We start from the raw sequence: 17,470 nt of genomic DNA, 5'->3' as shown, positions 1-17,470 counted from the left end.
ACATTTTCAAAACGGAACAGCGTTATGAGTGCAATCGCGCCTGGACTGGTACTCCTCGCCTACCTCTGCGGCTCCATTTCCAGCGCCATTCTGGTATGTCGCCTTGCTGGCCTGCCCGACCCACGCGACAGCGGCTCAGGCAACCCCGGGGCCACTAACGTACTACGAATTGGCGGAAAAGGGGCGGCCGTAGCGGTACTTATTTTTGATGTGCTGAAGGGCATGCTCCCGGTGTGGGGCGCCTGGGCGCTGGGCCTTACGTCGTTCTGGCTGGGGTTAGTGGCGATTGCCGCCTGCGTGGGCCATATCTGGCCAGTCTTCTTTCATTTCCGCGGCGGTAAAGGCGTCGCCACGGCCTTCGGCGCTATCGCCCCCATCGGGCTCGATCTGACCGGGGTGATGGCCGGGACCTGGCTGCTGACCATCCTGCTCAGCGGTTACTCTTCCCTGGGCGCTATCGTCAGCGCGCTGATCGCCCCGTTCTACGTCTGGTGGTTCAAACCGCAGTACACCTTTCCGGTGTCGATGCTCTCCTGCCTGATCCTCCTGCGCCATCACGACAACATTCAGCGTCTGTGGCGCCGCCAGGAGAGCAAAATCTGGACCCGCGTGAAGAAGAAAAAAACGCCAGAGCAGAAGTAATCTCCCCTCCCGGCTCCGCCAGCCGGGGAACTCCCCTGCGCTAATCGCGCCTTTCATCCGCCCTTTTACGCCTCCTCGCCATCAAAGGCGATCATCGCCGCCTCCCCCTTTTGTAACAATACGTTAGCAGCATGGAAAGGCAAAAGTTGCGCTGGCGGCTGGCGGCGCAGCGCAACCCGATCCGCCGCCTTTTCCGCCGCGCCCAGGCTGCGGATCAGGATATTGACGGCAAAGATTATCCGGGTGAATAATCCGGAGCGGTTATGCCGCTTTCCCCTCGCGCCCGTCGCGACGCTCCGGGTTACGGATGACATAAGCGTTTCGTATGACCGGGATAAACTCCCGCCGATCAATACTCATTGCTGCTGTTTTATCTTGATTTTGCAGGGGCGCAACATTGCACGGCACCGTGTTACCACCACTCAAAAAAGGCTGGCAGGCTACGCTGGATCTCCGCTTTCACCAGGCCGGCGGCAAGACCGTTCTCGCCAGCGCCCAACACGTCGGCCCGCTGACCGTCCAGCGCCCGTTTTACCCGGAAGAAGAGACCTGTCACCTCTATCTGCTTCACCCGCCCGGCGGCATCGTCGGCGGTGATGAGCTGACAATTAGCGCGCACCTTGCCCCCGGCTGCCATACGCTGATAACCATGCCTGGCGCCAGCAAGTTTTACCGCAGCAGCGGCGCGCAAGCGCTAGTTCGCCAGCAGTTGACCCTTGCCCCGCAGGCGACCCTGGAGTGGCTCCCGCAGGATGCCATCTTCTTTCCCGGGGCGAATGCCCGGCTGTTTACTACCTTTCATCTTTGCGCCTCCAGCAGGCTGCTGGCCTGGGATCTGCTCTGCCTTGGCCGCCCGGTGATTGGCGAAACCTTCAGCCACGGCACCCTCAGCAACCGGCTGGAGGTATGGGTGGACGATGAGCCGCTGCTGGTCGAGCGCCTGCAGCTGCAGGAGGGAGAGCTCTCCAGCGTCGCCGAACGTCCCTGGGTCGGCACTTTGCTGTGCTATCCGGCTACCGATGCCCTGCTCGACGGGGTGCGCGACGCGCTGGCGCCGCTCGGCCTCTACGCCGGCGCCAGCCTGACCGACCGCCTGCTGACGGTGCGTTTCCTCAGTGACGATAATCTGATTTGCCAGCGGGTGATGCGCGACGTATGGCAGTTTCTGCGCCCTCATCTCACCGGTAAATCTCCCGTACTTCCCCGAATCTGGCTGACTTAAGAGAACGTTATGGAACTGACCCCCCGAGAAAAAGACAAGCTGTTGCTGTTTACCGCCGCGCTGGTGGCGGAGCGTCGCCTGGCCCGCGGCCTGAAGCTCAACTATCCGGAGTCCGTGGCCCTGATCAGCGCCTTTATTATGGAAGGCGCTCGGGACGGCAAAAGCGTGGCCTCGCTGATGGAGGAAGGCCGTCATGTCCTGACCCGCGAGCAGGTGATGGAGGGCGTCCCGGAAATGATCCCGGATATCCAGGTCGAAGCCACCTTCCCGGACGGCTCGAAGCTGGTCACCGTTCACAACCCGATTATCTGAGGTAGCGCCATGATCCCCGGTGAATATCACGTTAAGCCCGGTCAGATAGCCCTGAATACCGGCCGGGCAACCTGTCGCGTGGTCGTTGAGAACCACGGCGATCGGCCGATTCAGGTCGGTTCGCACTACCATTTCGCCGAGGTTAACCCGGCGCTGAAGTTCGACCGTCAGCAGGCCGCCGGCTATCGCCTGAATATCCCGGCGGGCACGGCGGTACGCTTTGAACCCGGCCAGAAACGCGAGGTCGAGCTGGTGGCCTTCGCCGGTCACCGCGCCGTCTTCGGCTTCCGCGGCGAGGTCATGGGCCCTCTGGAGGTAAACGATGAGTAATATTTCACGCCAGGCCTATGCCGATATGTTCGGCCCCACCGTCGGCGACAAGGTGCGCCTGGCGGATACCGAGCTGTGGATCGAGGTGGAGGACGATCTGACCACCTACGGGGAAGAGGTCAAATTCGGCGGCGGCAAAGTGATCCGCGACGGCATGGGCCAGGGGCAGATGCTGGCCGCCGACTGTGTCGACCTGGTGCTCACCAACGCGTTGATCGTCGATCACTGGGGGATCGTTAAGGCCGATATCGGCGTGAAGGACGGCCGGATCTTCGCCATCGGCAAAGCCGGTAACCCCGACATCCAGCCCAACGTCACCATCCCCATCGGTGCCTCGACGGAAGTGATTGCCGCCGAAGGAAAAATTGTCACCGCCGGCGGGATCGATACCCATATTCACTGGATCTGTCCGCAGCAGGCGGAAGAGGCGCTGGTCTCCGGCGTGACCACCATGGTCGGCGGCGGCACCGGCCCGGCCGCGGGCACCCATGCCACCACCTGCACCCCGGGCCCGTGGTATATCTCACGCATGCTGCAGGCGGCCGACAGCCTGCCGGTCAATATCGGCCTGCTGGGCAAGGGCAACGTTTCTCAGCCGGATGCCCTGCGCGAGCAGGTGGCGGCGGGCGTTATTGGCCTGAAGATCCATGAGGACTGGGGCGCCACCCCGGCGGCGATCGATTGTGCGTTAACCGTCGCCGATGAAATGGACATCCAGGTCGCCCTGCACAGCGACACCCTGAATGAATCCGGTTTTGTGGAAGACACCCTCGCCGCCATCGGCGGGCGCACCATCCACACCTTCCATACCGAAGGGGCCGGCGGCGGCCATGCGCCAGACATCATCACCGCCTGCGCCCACCCGAACATTTTGCCGTCGTCCACCAACCCAACGCTGCCCTACACCCTCAACACCATCGATGAACATCTCGATATGCTGATGGTCTGCCACCATCTGGACCCGGACATCGCTGAGGACGTGGCCTTTGCCGAGTCGCGCATTCGCCGGGAAACCATCGCTGCGGAAGACGTGCTGCACGATCTCGGCGCCTTCTCGCTCACCTCCTCCGATTCGCAGGCCATGGGCCGCGTCGGGGAAGTGATTCTCCGCACCTGGCAGGTGGCGCATCGCATGAAGGTGCAGCGCGGAGCGCTGGCGGAGGAGACCGGGGATAACGACAACTTCCGCGTGAAGCGCTACATCGCCAAATACACCATCAACCCGGCGCTGACCCACGGCATCGCACACGAAGTCGGATCCATTGAGGTGGGTAAGCTGGCTGACCTCGTGGTCTGGTCACCAGCCTTCTTCGGCGTGAAACCGGCCACCGTGATCAAAGGCGGCATGATCGCCATCGCGCCGATGGGCGATATCAATGCCTCTATTCCGACCCCGCAGCCGGTGCACTACCGCCCGATGTTTGGCGCGCTGGGCAGCGCCCGCCATCACTGCCGCCTCACCTTCCTGTCGCAGGCGGCGGCAGCCAATGGCGTTGCCGAGCGGCTGAACCTGCGCAGCGCGATCGCCGTGGTGAAAGGCTGCCGTACGGTGCAGAAAGCCGACATGGTGCACAACAGCCTGCAGCCTAACATCACCGTCGACGCCCAGACCTATGAGGTGCGGGTGGATGGCGAACTTATCACCAGCGAGCCGGCAGACGTTCTGCCGATGGCGCAACGATATTTAATGAGATGGTCACTCCCTCCTTCCCAGTACTATGCTGAGGACAGGCTTTCATTCGGAGAACCATCATGGAAAACATTGCGCTTATTGGTATCGATCTGGGTAAGAACTCTTTCCATATTCATTGTCAGGATCATCGTGGGAAGGCCGTTTACCGTAAAAAATTCACCCGACCAAAGCTAATCGAATTTCTGGCGACATGCCCGGCAACAACCATCGCGATGGAAGCCTGTGGCGGTTCTCACTTTATGGCACGCAAGCTGGAAGAGTTAGGGCATTTTCCAAAGCTGATATCACCGCAATTTGTCCGCCCATTCGTTAAAAGCAACAAAAATGACTTCGTTGATGCTGAAGCTATCTGTGAAGCAGCATCACGTCCATCTATGCGTTTCGTGCAGCCCAGAACCGAATCTCAGCAGGCAATGCGAGCTCTGCATCGTGTCCGTGAATCCCTGGTTCAGGATAAGGTGAAAACAACTAATCAGATGCATGCTTTTCTGCTGGAATTTGGTATCAGCGTTCCGCGAGGTGCTGCCGTTATTAGTCGACTGAGTACCCTTCTTGAGGACAGTAGTTTGCCTCTTTATCTCAGCCAGTTACTGCTGAAATTACAACAGCATTATCACTATCTTGTTGAGCAGATTAAAGATCTGGAATCTCAGTTGAAACGAAAGTTGGACGAAGATGAGGTTGGACAGCGCTTGCTGAGTATTCCCTGCGTTGGAACGCTGACTGCCAGTACTATTTCAACTGAGATTGGCGACGGGAAGCAGTACGCCAGCAGCCGTGACTTTGCGGCGGCAACAGGGCTGGTACCCCGACAGTACAGCACGGGAGGTCGGACGACATTGTTAGGGATTAGCAAGCGGGGCAACAAAAAGATCCGAACTTTGTTGGTTCAGTGTGCCAGGGTATTCATACAAAAACTGGAACACCAGTCTGGCAAGTTGGCCGACTGGGTCAGGGAGTTGTTGTGTCGGAAAAGCAACTTTGTCGTCACCTGTGCTCTGGCAAACAAGCTGGCCAGAATAGCCTGGGCACTGACGGCGCGACAGCAAACTTACGAAGCATAAAGGCAGAAATACACCAGTTTAAACAATCATTCATCTGGTTTTGCGAATACTGATATTGATGATACTAACGGCCCACCGGCCTGTTGAGGAACCTGTAAAACGGAAAGGCTCATTGAAGCCGTATATTTTCTGGAGGTTCATCAGGCGCGGAACTCATCGAGGCGCGGGAATAAAATCCCATTCAGACGCCGGATAGATTCAAGCAAGCCAACTTGTCGTCAAAATCGGTGTTGCAAAAACGGGAGTGACCATAGATTCTGTTTTAAGGAGAGCGGATGCTTTATTTAACTCAACGTCTGGAGATCCCCGCCGCCGCGACCGCCAGCGTTACGCTGCCGATTGATGTTCGCGTCAAAAGCCGGGTTAAGGTCACCCTCAACGATGGCCGGGAAGCCGGCCTGCTGCTGCCCCGCGGCCTGCTGCTGCGCGGCGGCGATGTGCTCAGCAACGAAGAAGGCACCGAGTTTGTGCAGGTGATTGCCGCTGATGAAGGGGTGTCGGTAGTGCGCTGCGACGATCCTTTTATGCTGGCGAAGGCCTGCTACCACCTCGGCAACCGTCACGTGCCGCTGCAGATTATGCCGGGCGAGCTGCGCTACCATCACGATCACGTGCTGGACGATATGCTGCGCCAGTTCGGCCTGACGGTGACCTTTGGCCAGCTGCCGTTCGAGCCGGAAGCCGGCGCTTACGCCAGCGAGAGCCACGGTCATCATCATGCTCATCATGACCACCACGCTCACAGCCACTAGCATGTCGACAGCGGAACAACGCCTGCGGCTGATGCAGCTGGCCAGCAGCAACCTGCCGGTAGGGGGTTACAGCTGGTCCCAGGGGCTGGAGTGGGCTGTGGAAGCCGGCTGGGTGCTGGACGTCGCGGCCTTCGAGCGCTGGCAGCGACGCCAGATGACGGAAGGCTTTTTTACCGTTGACCTGCCGCTGTTCGCCCGCCTGTACCGCGCCTGCGAACAAGGCGATATCGCTGCGGCCCAGCGCTGGACCGCCTATCTGCTGGCCTGCCGGGAAACTCGTGAACTGCGGGAGGAAGAGCGCAACCGCGGCGCGGCGTTTGCCCGTCTGCTGAGCGACTGGCAGCCGGACTGTCCGCCGCCGTGGCGCTCCCTGTGCCAGCAAAGCCAGCTCGCCGGGATGGCCTGGCTCGGCGTGCGCTGGCGTATCGCCCTGCCCGAGATGGCCCTCAGCCTGGGCTATAGCTGGATTGAGAGCGCCGTGATGGCCGGCGTCAAGCTGGTCCCCTTCGGCCAGCAGGCCGCCCAGCAGCTGATTTTACGTCTTTGTGACCACTACGCGGCCGAGATGCCCCGCGCGCTGGCCGCGCCGGACGGCGATATCGGATCGGCCACCCCGCTCGCCGCCATCGCCTCTGCCCGGCATGAAACCCAATACTCTCGATTATTCCGTTCCTAGGAGAAGCCATGAACTCTTATAAACACCCGCTGCGCGTCGGCGTCGGCGGCCCGGTCGGCTCCGGTAAAACCGCTCTGCTGGAAGCGCTGTGTAAAGCGATGCGCGATACCTGGCAGCTGGCGGTGGTCACTAACGACATCTATACCAAAGAAGATCAGCGCATCCTCACCGAAGCGGGCGCGCTGGCGCCTGAACGCATCGTCGGTGTGGAAACCGGCGGCTGCCCGCATACGGCGATCCGCGAAGATGCCTCAATGAACCTCGCCGCCGTGGAAGCGCTGAGTGAAAAGTTCGGTAACCTCGACCTTATCTTCGTGGAAAGCGGCGGCGATAACCTGAGCGCCACCTTCAGCCCGGAGCTGGCGGATCTGACCATCTACGTCATCGATGTGGCCGAAGGGGAGAAGATCCCGCGCAAAGGCGGACCGGGGATCACCAAATCCGATTTCCTGGTGATCAATAAAACCGACCTTGCCCCCTATGTGGGCGCGTCGCTGGAGGTGATGGCGAGCGATACCCAGCGTATGCGCGGCGATCGCCCATGGACCTTCACCAATCTGAAGCAGGGCGACGGCCTGAGCACCATTATCGCCTTCCTCGAAGACAAAGGCATGCTTGGCAAATAGGCCTGTTGCACCAGCCGGGCGCAAGCGCGTCCGGATGGTGCAGCCTCTGCTCTCTCTTTATATCATCCTGCCTCCACCTCCGCGCCACGCCTGCCCTGCAATATGGCATAAGGTTTGCTAATTCAAGTCATGCCTAACCATTAAGGAATGACTATGTCATCACTGGATCTTAACCCTGAATTACCCGCGACAACGCGGACTTCCGGTACCCGGGAAACCTTAGAAGATTACACCTTACGTTACGCCCCGCTGAGCTTCCGCCGCTGGGGTCCGGGCGTCGTCGCGGTCACCGCGCTGGGCGGCATCGCCTATCTGGCCGACTTTTCCATCGGCGCCAGCATCGGTATGGCCTGGGGCACCAGCAACGCCATCTATTCGATCCTGGTGGCGGCGCTGGTGATCTTCCTCACCGGCATTCCGCTGGCGATCACCGCCGCGCGCTACAACATTGACCTTGACCTGATCACCCGCAGCGCTGGCTTCGGCTATTTCGGCTCGGTGATCACCAGCATTATTTTTGCCGGCTTCACCTTTATCTTCTTCGCCCTCGAAGGCTCGATCATGGCCCAGGGCCTGCTGGTGGGCCTCGGGATCCCGCTGTGGATGGGATATCTGATCGCCACCCTGATGGTGCTCCCGCTGGTGGTCTATGGCATGAAAGCCCTGACCCGCCTGCAGGTGTGGACCACGCCGCTGTGGCTGGTGCTGATGGTGGTGCCGGTGGTGTGGCTGATTGTCAAAGATCCGCAGCTGGTGGACGGCTTCCTGCATTTCGCCGGTAAAAACAGCGCGTCGACGGTGGATATTACCGCCATCATGCTCGGCGCTGGGGTATGCCTGTCGCTGATCATGCAGATTGGCGAGCAAATTGATTACCTGCGCTTTATGCCGCCTAAGACCGCGGAGAATCGTAAAAGCTGGTGGCTGGCGGTCTTTTCCGCCGGTCCGGGCTGGGTGGTGTTAGGGGCGATCAAACAGATCATCGGCGCCTTCCTCGGCTTCTATCTGTTGACCCGTTTCCCGGCGGTGCACAATACCGAACCGGTGCAGCAGTTCGTCAGCGTCTTCGATAACCTGGTGCCCGGCTGGCTGGCCCTGACGCTGGCGGTGGTGCTGGTGGTGATCTCGCAGATCAAAATTAACGTCACCAATGCCTACTCCGGCTCGCTGGCGTGGACCAGCGCCTGGACCCGCACCACCAAACGCTATCCGGGACGGATTATTTTTGTGGTGGTCAACCTGGCGATTGCCCTGGCGCTGATGGAAGGCGATATGTTCAGCGCCCTGTCGTGGATCCTCGGCTTTTACTCCAACTTCGCTATCGCCTGGGTCGTGGTGGTGGCGACCGACATCTCCTTTAATAAAGGCTTGCTCAAGCTGGCGCCGGCGCAGCCGGAGTATCGCCGCGGCATGATCTACAACGTTAACCCGGTGGGCGTGGTCTCCTTTGGTCTGGCCGCCGGGCTGTCGATCTGCGCCTTCTTCGGTCTGCTGGGGGCGACGCTGGCGCCGTTCTCGCCGCTGATTGCGCTGGTCGTTGCCTTTGTCATGACCCCGCTGATGGGGCTCCTTACCCGCGGGCGCTACTATATTAAGCAGGTGGATGACGGCATCGCCGAGCCGCGCTATGACGCGGCGGGGAACGCCTCCACCACCGTGTATCAATGCGTTAGCTGTGAGGAAGAGTACGAGCGCCCGGACGTGATGCACTCGCACAAGCATCAGGGAGCCATCTGCTCGCTGTGTAAAAGTATGGAGTAGTCAGGAAGGCAGGCCGACGTGACGTCGGCCTGTTTCAGGATGCGTTAGGCGGCAGGCAGCTCGGCCAGCGGCCAGCGCGGGCGAACCGTCACGCCGAGCTCGGCTTTGGCGCCGGTTTGCAGACGCACCATGCCGGCGTAGGCGATCATCGCGCCGTTGTCAGTACAGAACTCAGGGCGGGCGTAGAACACCTCGCCGCCGCGTTTTTGCATCATCTCCGCCAGCTTCGCCCGCAGGGTACGGTTGGCGCTCACGCCTCCCGCCATCACCAGACGCTTAAAGCCGGTTTGCTCCAGCGCGCGGCGACATTTAATCATTAGTGTATCGACGACCGCATCCTCAAACGCCCGGGCGATGTCGGCGCGGGTTTGCTCATCGTCGCCGTTGCTGCGAATGGTGTTGGCGGCGAAGGTCTTCAGGCCGGAGAAGCTGAAGTCCAGCCCCGGACGGTCGGTCATCGGCCGCGGGAAGACAAAGCGGCCTTCGGTGCCCTGGGACGCCATTTTCGACAGCATCGGCCCGCCGGGATAATCCAGTCCCAGCAGCTTCGCCGTCTTATCAAAGGCTTCGCCCGCCGCATCGTCAATCGACTCGCCCAACAGTTCATACTGACCAATACCGGTGACGCTAATCAACTGGGTGTGGCCGCCGGAAACCAGCAGCGCGACGAACGGGAACGCCGGCGGATTATCTTCCAACATCGGCGCCAGCAGATGCCCTTCCATATGGTGTACCGGGATCGCCGGCACGTTCCAGGCGAAGGCTAGCGACCGGCCAACGGTCGCCCCGACCAGCAGCGCGCCGACCAGGCCTGGACCCGCCGTATAGGCGACGGCGTCGATATCTTTCGCCGTCAGACCGGCTTCTTTCAGCGCCGCCTGGATCAGCGGCACCGTTTTGCGCACGTGGTCGCGCGATGCCAGCTCCGGCACCACGCCGCCGTAATCCGCATGCAGTTTCACCTGACTATACAATTGGTTGGCTAACAGACCTTGCTGGTCGTCATAAATCGCGATGCCGGTTTCATCGCAGGATGTTTCAATGCCCAGTACACGCATGAGTTGTTTTACCTCGCTTCAATACCGCGCAGTGTAGGTCCAATGACCGGCGATGTAAAACTTTGCTCACCCCTGGTGCTCTCTTCGTGTATACTCCTCACCCTTATAAAAGTCCCTTTCAAAAAAGGCGCCGGTGCTTTACAAAGCAGCAGTAGTTGCAGTAAAATTCCGCACCATTTTGAAATAAGCTGGCATTGCGGCCAGCGGCAAACCGAATTAATCAAAGGTGAGAGGCACATGCCGGTAATTAAAGTACGTGAAAACGAGCCGTTCGACGTAGCTCTGCGTCGCTTCAAGCGTTCCTGCGAAAAAGCAGGTGTTCTGGCGGAAGTTCGTCGTCGTGAGTTCTATGAAAAACCGACTACCGAACGTAAGCGCGCTAAAGCTTCTGCAGTGAAACGTCACGCGAAGAAACTGGCTCGCGAAAACGCACGCCGTACTCGTCTGTACTAATCTGTTGAGAGCGACGCTCTCAATTCAGACCGAGTTGTAGTTGTAAGGCCGTGCTTCCGAAAGGAATGCGCGGCTTATTTTCGTTTATAGTCATCAGAAATAACGGGGCTTATGGCTGGACGAATTCCACGTGTATTTATTAGCGATCTGCTTGCCAGAACCGACATCGTCGATCTGATCGATGCGCGGGTAAAGCTGAAAAAGCAGGGCAAAAATTTTCACGCGTGCTGTCCGTTCCATAACGAAAAAACCCCCTCTTTCACCGTCAACGGTGAAAAACAGTTTTACCACTGCTTCGGCTGCGGGGCGCACGGCAATGCTATCGACTTCCTGATGAACTACGACAAGCTCGAGTTCGTGGAAACGGTCGAAGAGCTGGCCGCCATGCACAACCTCGAAGTGCCTTATGAAGCAGGCAACGGACCCAGCCAGATAGAGCGCCATCAACGGCAGAACCTCTACCAGTTACTGGATGGTCTGAATGCGTTTTATCAACAGTCTCTGATGCAGCCCGCCGCCGATCCTGCGCGCCAGTACCTGGCGAAACGGGGGTTAAGCAGCGAGGTGATTACGCGCTTTGCCATCGGCTATGCTCCCCCAGGTTGGGATAACGTTTTAAAACGGTTTGGCGGCAATCAGGAAAACCGCCAGTCGCTTATTGATGCCGGCATGCTGGTCACCAACGATCAGGGACGCAGTTACGACCGCTTCCGCGAACGGGTGATGTTCCCCATCCGCGATAAGCGAGGCCGGGTGATTGGGTTTGGCGGACGGGTGCTGGGCGATGCCCTGCCGAAGTATCTGAACTCCCCGGAAACCGACATATTCCATAAAGGCCGCCAGCTGTATGGCCTGTATGAAGCGCAGCAGGATAACCCCGAACCACCGCGTTTGCTGGTTGTCGAAGGGTATATGGACGTCGTGGCGCTGGCGCAGTACGACATTAATTATGCCGTGGCCTCGCTGGGTACCTCGACCACGGCCGACCATATCCAGCTGCTGTTCCGGGTGACGAATAACGTCATCTGCTGCTACGACGGCGACCGGGCCGGCCGCGATGCCGCCTGGCGCGCGCTGGAGACGGCGCTGCCGTACATGACCGATGGTCGCCAGCTACGCTTTATGTTTCTGCCTGACGGCGAAGACCCGGATACGCTGGTGCGTAAAGAGGGCAAAGCGGCGTTCGAGGCGCGGATGGAGCAGGCTCAGCCGCTCTCCACGTTCTTGTTTAACAGCCTGCTGCCGCAGGTCGATCTGAGTACTCCGGACGGGCGCGCGCAGCTGAGCACGCTGGCGCTGCCGCTGATAACCCAGGTCCCGGGCGAAACGCTGCGCATCTATTTGCGTCAGGAGTTGGGCAATAAGCTGGGCATTTTAGATGACGCGCAGCTTGAACGATTAATGCCAAAACAGGCGGAAAATGGCGCGCCGCGTCCCGCACCGCAGCTAAAACGCACGACCATGCGTATACTGATAGGACTGCTGGTGCAAAACCCGGATCTGGCGCCGTTAGTCCCGCCGCTGGAGGGACTGGACTCGCGCAAAATGCCGGGACTGAGCCTGTTCAACGAACTGGTGAAGAGCTGTCTGGCGCAGCCTGGTCTGACAACCGGGCAACTTTTAGAGCAATATCGCGGCACAAAAGAGGCGGCAACCCTTGAAAAACTGTCGATGTGGGACGATATAGCAGATAAAGACATCGCTGAACAAACCTTCACCGACTCGCTCAACCATATGTTTGATTCACTGCTGGAACTGCGACAGGAAGAGTTGATAGCTCGCGATCGCACACACGGTTTAAGCAGTGAAGAACGCCGGGAGCTCTGGACCATCAGCCAGGAGCTGGCGAAAAAATAAATGACAGACAATATCCTTCACGTTGTATCAAAGCAGTAAGAAAACGCAGAACAACGTGAAGGAAAAGTATTTAACGGCTTAAGTGCCGAGTATCGATCGGGAAGCCCCCGACAGCCGCGCAGAGGCGCAGCGGCAATAATATAAGTACGCCCTCGCTTTAAATGTCGACAGCCCGTCTGCCGACACCAATCAAACGAATTAAGTGTGGATACCGTCTTATGGAGCAAAACCCGCAGTCACAGCTGAAGCTTCTTGTCCAACGTGGTAAGGAGCAAGGCTATCTGACCTATGCCGAGGTCAATGACCATCTGCCGGAAGATATCGTCGATTCCGATCAGATCGAAGACATCATCCAAATGATCAACGACATGGGTATTCAGGTGATGGAAGAAGCACCGGATGCCGATGATCTGATGCTTGCCGAAAACACCGCGGATGAAGATGCTGCCGAAGCCGCCGCGCAGGTGCTCTCCAGCGTGGAATCCGAAATCGGGCGCACGACCGACCCGGTGCGTATGTACATGCGTGAAATGGGTACCGTAGAGCTGCTGACCCGTGAAGGCGAAATTGACATCGCCAAACGCATCGAAGACGGCATCAATCAGGTGCAGTGCTCCGTTGCCGAATATCCGGAAGCGATCACCTACCTGCTTGAGCAGTACGACCGCGTTGAAGCGGAAGAAGCCCGTCTGTCCGATCTGATCACCGGTTTCGTCGATCCGAACGCCGAAGAAGATATGGCGCCAACCGCCACCCACGTTGGCTCCGAGCTGTCTCAGGAAGAGATGGATGACGACGAAGACGAAGACGAAGATGAAGACGCCGACGACAACAGCGATGACGACAACAGCATCGACCCAGAGCTGGCCCGTGAGAAATTCGCCGAGCTGCGTACCCAGTACGAGCTGACGCGCGACACCATCAAAGCCAAAGGTCGTAGCCATGCCGCCGCCCAGGAAGAGATCCTGAAGCTGTCTGAAGTCTTCAAGCAGTTCCGCCTGGTGCCGAAGCAGTTCGATTACCTGGTCAACAGCATGCGCAGCATGATGGATCGCGTTCGTACTCAGGAACGTATCATCATGAAGCTGTGCGTTGAGCAGTGCAAAATGCCGAAGAAAAACTTCATCACCCTGTTCACCGGCAACGAAACCAGCGAAACCTGGTTCAACGCCGCGGTGGCAATGAACAAGCCGTGGTCTGAGAAGCTGCTGGAAGTGAAAGAAGATGTGCAGCGCGGCCTGCAGAAGCTGCAGCAGATTGAAGAAGAGACCGGCCTGACCATCGAGCAGGTTAAAGATATCAACCGTCGCATGTCCATCGGCGAAGCGAAAGCCCGTCGTGCGAAGAAAGAGATGGTTGAAGCGAACCTGCGTCTGGTTATCTCTATCGCCAAGAAATACACCAACCGCGGTCTGCAGTTCCTCGACCTGATTCAGGAAGGCAACATCGGTCTGATGAAAGCGGTCGATAAGTTCGAATACCGTCGCGGCTACAAGTTCTCGACCTACGCCACCTGGTGGATCCGTCAGGCCATCACCCGCTCTATCGCGGACCAGGCGCGCACCATCCGTATTCCGGTGCATATGATTGAGACCATTAACAAGCTCAACCGTATCTCCCGTCAGATGCTGCAGGAGATGGGCCGTGAACCGACCCCGGAAGAGCTGGCTGAGCGTATGCTGATGCCGGAAGACAAAATCCGTAAAGTGCTGAAGATCGCCAAAGAGCCTATCTCCATGGAAACGCCGATCGGCGACGATGAAGATTCGCATCTGGGGGATTTCATCGAGGATACCACCCTCGAGCTGCCGCTGGATTCTGCGACCACCGAGAGCCTGCGCGCGGCAACGCATGACGTGCTGGCCGGCCTCACCGCTCGTGAAGCGAAAGTGCTGCGTATGCGTTTCGGTATCGACATGAACACCGACCACACGCTGGAAGAAGTGGGTAAACAGTTCGACGTTACCCGCGAACGTATCCGTCAGATCGAAGCGAAGGCGCTGCGTAAACTGCGCCACCCGAGCCGTTCTGAAGTGCTGCGTAGCTTCCTCGACGATTAATCGTCGCGGGGCATCGTCTACAGCCTGTTAAAAAGCTCCCTACGGGGAGCTTTTTTTATGGCGTTCAGGTGGCCATCCGGGGAAAGTCGCCTCTCTCCGCTACTGGCCGCGGGTTGCCAGGGCATCGTCCAGTTCACGATAGGCCGCCACCAGCTTATCGAGCGTCGCCCGGTTTAAGCCGCTGGGATTAGGCAGCACCCACACCTGGGTCGTCCCGATGGTCATGGCCTGTTTCCCCCACTTCGCGCCGCGCTGGTTAAAGGCCAGCTCGAAGGCCTGCTTGCCGAGCACCGCCAGGGCCTGCGGCTGATACTCCTCAATTTTCCGCACCAGCTCACGGCCGCCGCTGCGCAGCTCCTGCAAGGCGACCTCGCTGGCCTGCACCGTCGGACGCTCTACCAGCATGGTGATGCCGCAGCGCGTATCCAGCAGCTGCAGCTCCTCTTCCGGCCTGAGCTGCCGATCGGTGAACCCGGCCTGATGGATGACCTTCCAGAAGCGATTGCCAGGATGGGCAAAATGAAAGCCGGTATGGGCGGAGGACTTCCCCGGGTTGATACCGCAAAAGACAACGCGCAGGCCCGGCGCAAGGATATCGCTAATCATGTTTTCTCCGGCTGTATGGCTAAAACATGATTATAAAGGATTGAAAATGCATTGTTTATAAAAACAGCAGCTGCGCGCTTTACGCTGGATTGCAATCGCCAGTTACTTTATAATCCCTCGCCACGGCCCCTTAGCTCAGTGGTTAGAGCAGGCGACTCATAATCGCTTGGTCGTTGGTTCAAACCCAACAGGGGCCACCAAATTTTAGCTTTAAAATCATATAATTAAGCCACTCGAAAGAGTGGCTTTTTTGTTCCTGAATTTTAAAATGGCACCACAAACCGCTGAGCAGCGCGCATGGCTTAGCGTGTTGTCGCTATCCCATTAAGAGGATAAAAAGTCCGTTATAACGCAGGGAAAATTTGCGCTTACGCTAAAACAGATAGCATTCTGCCTTAGCAAAATATTGCTCAGAGCATCTCGGGCAGCCCATAACCGCCGCACTCCTGTTGACTTCTGTCTAACTACGCAACGTAGTCTTGAAATATCTTTCATTCCTGCAATGCTGGAATTCATACTACTCACGATAAATGTAACAACACAGGTCAATTTCCGAAAAATAACCATAGCCTGCGCCAGCTGATCGAAATCAACGCGTTCCTCCCCCCGCTCTTATATATAACCCGCTGACTTACAAAAAGGATGAAATGATGAAAATACGGGATATATCAATCAGTACCTGTCTGGCACTGTTATTAATGAATTGCGTAGCTAAACCACCCATGACGACGGAAAATGAAAGAGGCCGCCGCGTTTGCTTTTAATGTCGATGCTTCGCAGGTGTCAATTTCCGATGCGAGGCAGCAGGATGTGAAAACCAACTTTGTAGTCACCATCGGCAAAACCAGCCATCGCTGCTATGTGACGAAGGCCGCCGAGCCGAAGCTTTACAGGCTGATCCCGCTGGGCGGCGGTAGCACCGTCTCGGATGCCATCTGCGCCGGCGCCAACCCGACGCTAGCGAGCAAAACCTGCGACGCCCTGTCGCAAAAAGCGGGCCGCTGCTGAGCCTTTGCGCAGAAGAAGGCCGCTAACTGCGCATTTAGTCACTTTTTCTGCCGTTTTACCGCGGTCGCTTAGTTCAGCGACCGCACCTGCTGATAAGAATTGAGCCGTTCCCGCAGCGAGGTGAGCCAGACATCCGGCTCCTGACGGCAGATTTCGGTGAGGATCGGCGTCAGCACCAGCTCGGCTTCATGGAAGTCGGTCCACTCCGGCGGCTCCAGTGAAAAAGGATCGTTCATCAGCCAAATCACCATCGGCGTCCAGGCGCGCGGATCCAGTTGCAGATAATCCTGACAGCGCATCATATCTCGGGTCCGCGCCTCATCGGGGACGACATCCTTTCCCACCGCGGCGCTACTCATTGCCAGTACTGTTATTCCTGCCATCAGATGTTTCCAAACCCATTTTCGCCAGAAGGCGCGTTTTTCTTTCGCCATTGTTATTATTTTACCTGCCAGTTGTCGCCGGACGATATTCCCGAGAACTCACCTTAATAAGAGCAGATTAATCGTTTGCATTTTTTTTAACAGCAGACCGCGCTGAAGCAAGTGAACGCCCGTTCCTACAGCTGTCATCCAGCTATGCAAATATATTCGTCTGGCTCAGCTCCACAATATTCCCCTGGCCCAAAACGATTTGTGTTACAATTACGCCTTATAACGGCATCGATAAAAATAACCCCCGCCGCACCTGCACCAGGCATCGCCCTTCTTTTTTCATATCAGGATTTACGCCCCCATGAATGCGATAATCATTGACGATCATCCATTGGCACGTATCGCCATTCGCAACCTTCTCGACAGCAACGGTATTACCGTCGCGGCAGAGCTCGACAGCGGCGCTCATGCCGTGCAGACCGCGGAAAGCATGCAGCCTGACCTGCTCATCGTCGACGTCGATATTCCAGAGCTCAGCGGTATCGAGGTGCTGGAGCAGCTGCGCAAACGCCGCTACCAGGGAACAATCATCATCATTTCCGCTAAGAATGAACTGTTCTACGGCAAACGCAGCGCCGACTGCGGAGCAAATGGTTTTGTGAGTAAAAAAGAGGGAATGAATAATATCCTCGCCGCAATCGACGCAGCCAATAATGGCTACAGCTATTTCCCCTTTTCACTGGAACGCTTCTGCACCCACGGCATCACCGATCAGAACCGGCTGGATACGCTGTCAACGCAGGAGATGAAGGTGTTCCGCTATATTCTCAGCGGCGTCGACTACACCACCATCGGCAGCAAAATGAATATCAGCAATAAAACGGTAAGTACCTATAAGGTCCGTCTGATGGATAAATTAGGCTGCAGCACCCTGCTTGAGCTATATGACTTTGCGCAACGCAATAAAATAGGGTGA

General features: G+C 57.8%; 19 protein-coding genes, 1 tRNA gene and 1 pseudogene. 17 read left to right on the top strand and 4 right to left on the bottom strand.

Annotated elements, in window-relative coordinates; all coding sequences use genetic code 11:
* The first annotated feature begins 24 nt into the window (after positions 1-24).
* Together plsY and KB892_RS01810 are read left to right on the top strand one after the other, a co-directional pair.
* Positions 25-642 (top strand): glycerol-3-phosphate 1-O-acyltransferase PlsY, encoded by a 618-nt coding sequence (gene plsY, locus KB892_RS01815; RefSeq protein WP_002916866.1) that lies wholly within the window; start codon positions 25-27, stop codon positions 640-642.
* Between the two features lie 131 nt (positions 643-773).
* The gene (locus KB892_RS01810; RefSeq protein ID WP_004217172.1) at positions 774-893 is read left to right on the top strand and encodes a hypothetical protein; all 120 of its coding nucleotides are present in this window, start codon (positions 774-776) and stop codon (positions 891-893) included.
* Between the two features lie 10 nt (positions 894-903).
* On the opposite strand, the gene KB892_RS01805 is transcribed toward KB892_RS01810, so the two are convergent.
* Positions 904-1,050 carry a short-chain dehydrogenase gene (locus KB892_RS01805; protein ID WP_004144529.1) on the bottom strand — a complete coding sequence of 49 codons (147 nt, stop codon included), beginning with the start codon at positions 1,048-1,050 and terminating at the stop codon, positions 904-906.
* On the opposite strand from KB892_RS01805, the gene KB892_RS01800 reads away from it, so the two are divergent.
* From KB892_RS01800 to KB892_RS01760, 9 genes and pseudogenes are all read left to right on the top strand, one after another.
* The gene (locus KB892_RS01800) at positions 1,040-1,864 is read left to right on the top strand and encodes an urease accessory protein UreD (protein ID WP_002916869.1); all 825 of its coding nucleotides are present in this window, start codon (positions 1,040-1,042) and stop codon (positions 1,862-1,864) included. The two genes, KB892_RS01805 and KB892_RS01800, sit on opposite strands and share 11 nt — an antisense overlap.
* Positions 1,865-1,873: 9 nt before the next feature.
* Positions 1,874-2,176: an urease subunit gamma gene (locus tag KB892_RS01795; RefSeq protein ID WP_002916871.1), complete on the top strand. Its 303-nt coding sequence runs from the start codon at positions 1,874-1,876 to the stop codon at positions 2,174-2,176.
* A gap of 9 nt (positions 2,177-2,185) precedes the next feature.
* Positions 2,186-2,506 (top strand): urease subunit beta, encoded by a 321-nt coding sequence (locus KB892_RS01790; RefSeq protein ID WP_002916872.1) that lies wholly within the window; start codon positions 2,186-2,188, stop codon positions 2,504-2,506.
* Positions 2,499-4,196, top strand: a pseudogene (gene ureC / locus KB892_RS01785) (urease subunit alpha); the annotation flags it as partial. The gene KB892_RS01790 and the pseudogene ureC, both read left to right, overlap by 8 nt.
* Before the next feature lie 62 nt (positions 4,197-4,258).
* On the top strand, positions 4,259-5,263 hold the full coding sequence (locus KB892_RS01780) for an IS110-like element IS5075 family transposase (protein ID WP_000427619.1): 1,005 nt from the start codon (positions 4,259-4,261) through the stop codon (positions 5,261-5,263).
* A gap of 275 nt (positions 5,264-5,538) precedes the next feature.
* On the top strand, positions 5,539-6,015 hold the full coding sequence (gene ureE, locus KB892_RS01775) for an urease accessory protein UreE (protein WP_002916875.1): 477 nt from the start codon (positions 5,539-5,541) through the stop codon (positions 6,013-6,015).
* A gap of 1 nt (position 6,016) precedes the next feature.
* Positions 6,017-6,691, top strand: coding sequence for an urease accessory protein UreF (locus KB892_RS01770; protein ID WP_004150924.1), 675 nt, complete (start codon positions 6,017-6,019; stop codon positions 6,689-6,691).
* 8 nt (positions 6,692-6,699) lie between these two features.
* Complete coding sequence (gene ureG / locus KB892_RS01765; RefSeq protein ID WP_002916877.1) at positions 6,700-7,317, top strand: urease accessory protein UreG; 618 nt, start codon at positions 6,700-6,702, stop codon at positions 7,315-7,317.
* 153 nt (positions 7,318-7,470) lie between these two features.
* Complete coding sequence (locus KB892_RS01760; protein ID WP_002916878.1) at positions 7,471-9,078, top strand: purine-cytosine permease family protein; 1,608 nt, start codon at positions 7,471-7,473, stop codon at positions 9,076-9,078.
* Between the two features lie 44 nt (positions 9,079-9,122).
* On the opposite strand, the gene tsaD is transcribed toward KB892_RS01760, so the two are convergent.
* A complete protein-coding gene (tsaD, locus tag KB892_RS01755) occupies positions 9,123-10,136 on the bottom strand; it encodes a tRNA (adenosine(37)-N6)-threonylcarbamoyltransferase complex transferase subunit TsaD (protein WP_002916879.1) in 1,014 nt (337 codons plus the stop codon).
* A 237-nt stretch (positions 10,137-10,373) separates the two neighbouring features.
* On the opposite strand from tsaD, the gene rpsU reads away from it, so the two are divergent.
* The 3 genes from rpsU to rpoD all read left to right on the top strand — a co-directional run bounded on the left by rpsU (position 10,374) and on the right by rpoD (position 14,506).
* Positions 10,374-10,589 (top strand): 30S ribosomal protein S21, encoded by a 216-nt coding sequence (gene rpsU, locus KB892_RS01750; protein ID WP_001144069.1) that lies wholly within the window; start codon positions 10,374-10,376, stop codon positions 10,587-10,589.
* Positions 10,590-10,700: 111 nt separating this feature from the next.
* A complete protein-coding gene (dnaG, locus tag KB892_RS01745) occupies positions 10,701-12,446 on the top strand; it encodes a DNA primase (protein WP_002917631.1) in 1,746 nt (581 codons plus the stop codon).
* A gap of 218 nt (positions 12,447-12,664) precedes the next feature.
* Positions 12,665-14,506 (top strand): RNA polymerase sigma factor RpoD, encoded by a 1,842-nt coding sequence (rpoD, locus tag KB892_RS01740; protein WP_004174339.1) that lies wholly within the window; start codon positions 12,665-12,667, stop codon positions 14,504-14,506.
* A gap of 99 nt (positions 14,507-14,605) precedes the next feature.
* On the opposite strand, the gene mug is transcribed toward rpoD, so the two are convergent.
* Positions 14,606-15,112 carry a G/U mismatch-specific DNA glycosylase gene (gene mug, locus KB892_RS01735; RefSeq protein ID WP_002917636.1) on the bottom strand — a complete coding sequence of 169 codons (507 nt, stop codon included), beginning with the start codon at positions 15,110-15,112 and terminating at the stop codon, positions 14,606-14,608.
* Between the two features lie 124 nt (positions 15,113-15,236).
* Between mug and KB892_RS01730 the strand changes: the two genes are divergently transcribed.
* Positions 15,237-15,312 (top strand) — tRNA-Ile (locus KB892_RS01730).
* A gap of 535 nt (positions 15,313-15,847) precedes the next feature.
* On the top strand, positions 15,848-16,120 hold the full coding sequence (locus KB892_RS01725) for a hypothetical protein (RefSeq protein WP_002917638.1): 273 nt from the start codon (positions 15,848-15,850) through the stop codon (positions 16,118-16,120).
* Between the two features lie 68 nt (positions 16,121-16,188).
* Here KB892_RS01725 and KB892_RS01720 read toward each other — a convergent pair whose 3' ends face one another.
* Positions 16,189-16,554, bottom strand: coding sequence for an HdeA/HdeB family chaperone (locus tag KB892_RS01720; RefSeq protein ID WP_004144804.1), 366 nt, complete (start codon positions 16,552-16,554; stop codon positions 16,189-16,191).
* A gap of 301 nt (positions 16,555-16,855) precedes the next feature.
* Between KB892_RS01720 and evgA the strand changes: the two genes are divergently transcribed.
* Positions 16,856-17,470 carry an acid-sensing system DNA-binding response regulator EvgA gene (gene evgA, locus KB892_RS01715; protein WP_002917647.1) on the top strand — a complete coding sequence of 205 codons (615 nt, stop codon included), beginning with the start codon at positions 16,856-16,858 and terminating at the stop codon, positions 17,468-17,470.

The organism is Klebsiella sp. P1927 (genome assembly GCF_018204675.1).
GTDB classification, from domain to species: domain Bacteria; phylum Pseudomonadota; class Gammaproteobacteria; order Enterobacterales; family Enterobacteriaceae; genus Klebsiella; species Klebsiella pneumoniae.
Note: the sequence above shows the minus strand (reverse complement) of the source record. Positions and strands in the feature narration are given on the sequence as shown.

Excerpts from the sequence above, each read along its gene's own strand:
- ureE (WP_002916875.1), top strand. The coding sequence starts at position 5,539 with ATGCTTTATTTAACTCAACGTCTGGAGATCCCCGCCGCCGCGACCGCC.
- evgA (WP_002917647.1), top strand. The coding sequence starts at position 16,856 with ATGAATGCGATAATCATTGACGATCATCCATTGGCACGTATCGCCATT.
- rpoD (WP_004174339.1), top strand. The coding sequence starts at position 12,665 with ATGGAGCAAAACCCGCAGTCACAGCTGAAGCTTCTTGTCCAACGTGGT.
- KB892_RS01795 (WP_002916871.1), top strand. The coding sequence starts at position 1,874 with ATGGAACTGACCCCCCGAGAAAAAGACAAGCTGTTGCTGTTTACCGCC.
- plsY (WP_002916866.1), top strand. The coding sequence starts at position 25 with ATGAGTGCAATCGCGCCTGGACTGGTACTCCTCGCCTACCTCTGCGGC.
- KB892_RS01780 (WP_000427619.1), top strand. The coding sequence starts at position 4,259 with ATGGAAAACATTGCGCTTATTGGTATCGATCTGGGTAAGAACTCTTTC.
- KB892_RS01770 (WP_004150924.1), top strand. The coding sequence starts at position 6,017 with ATGTCGACAGCGGAACAACGCCTGCGGCTGATGCAGCTGGCCAGCAGC.
- dnaG (WP_002917631.1), top strand. The coding sequence starts at position 10,701 with ATGGCTGGACGAATTCCACGTGTATTTATTAGCGATCTGCTTGCCAGA.
- KB892_RS01725 (WP_002917638.1), top strand. The coding sequence starts at position 15,848 with ATGAAAGAGGCCGCCGCGTTTGCTTTTAATGTCGATGCTTCGCAGGTG.
- KB892_RS01720 (WP_004144804.1), bottom strand. The coding sequence starts at position 16,554 with ATGGCGAAAGAAAAACGCGCCTTCTGGCGAAAATGGGTTTGGAAACAT.
- mug (WP_002917636.1), bottom strand. The coding sequence starts at position 15,112 with ATGATTAGCGATATCCTTGCGCCGGGCCTGCGCGTTGTCTTTTGCGGT.
- tsaD (WP_002916879.1), bottom strand. The coding sequence starts at position 10,136 with ATGCGTGTACTGGGCATTGAAACATCCTGCGATGAAACCGGCATCGCG.
- rpsU (WP_001144069.1), top strand. The coding sequence starts at position 10,374 with ATGCCGGTAATTAAAGTACGTGAAAACGAGCCGTTCGACGTAGCTCTG.
- KB892_RS01790 (WP_002916872.1), top strand. The coding sequence starts at position 2,186 with ATGATCCCCGGTGAATATCACGTTAAGCCCGGTCAGATAGCCCTGAAT.
- KB892_RS01760 (WP_002916878.1), top strand. The coding sequence starts at position 7,471 with ATGTCATCACTGGATCTTAACCCTGAATTACCCGCGACAACGCGGACT.
- ureG (WP_002916877.1), top strand. The coding sequence starts at position 6,700 with ATGAACTCTTATAAACACCCGCTGCGCGTCGGCGTCGGCGGCCCGGTC.
- KB892_RS01810 (WP_004217172.1), top strand. The coding sequence starts at position 774 with ATGGAAAGGCAAAAGTTGCGCTGGCGGCTGGCGGCGCAGCGCAACCCG.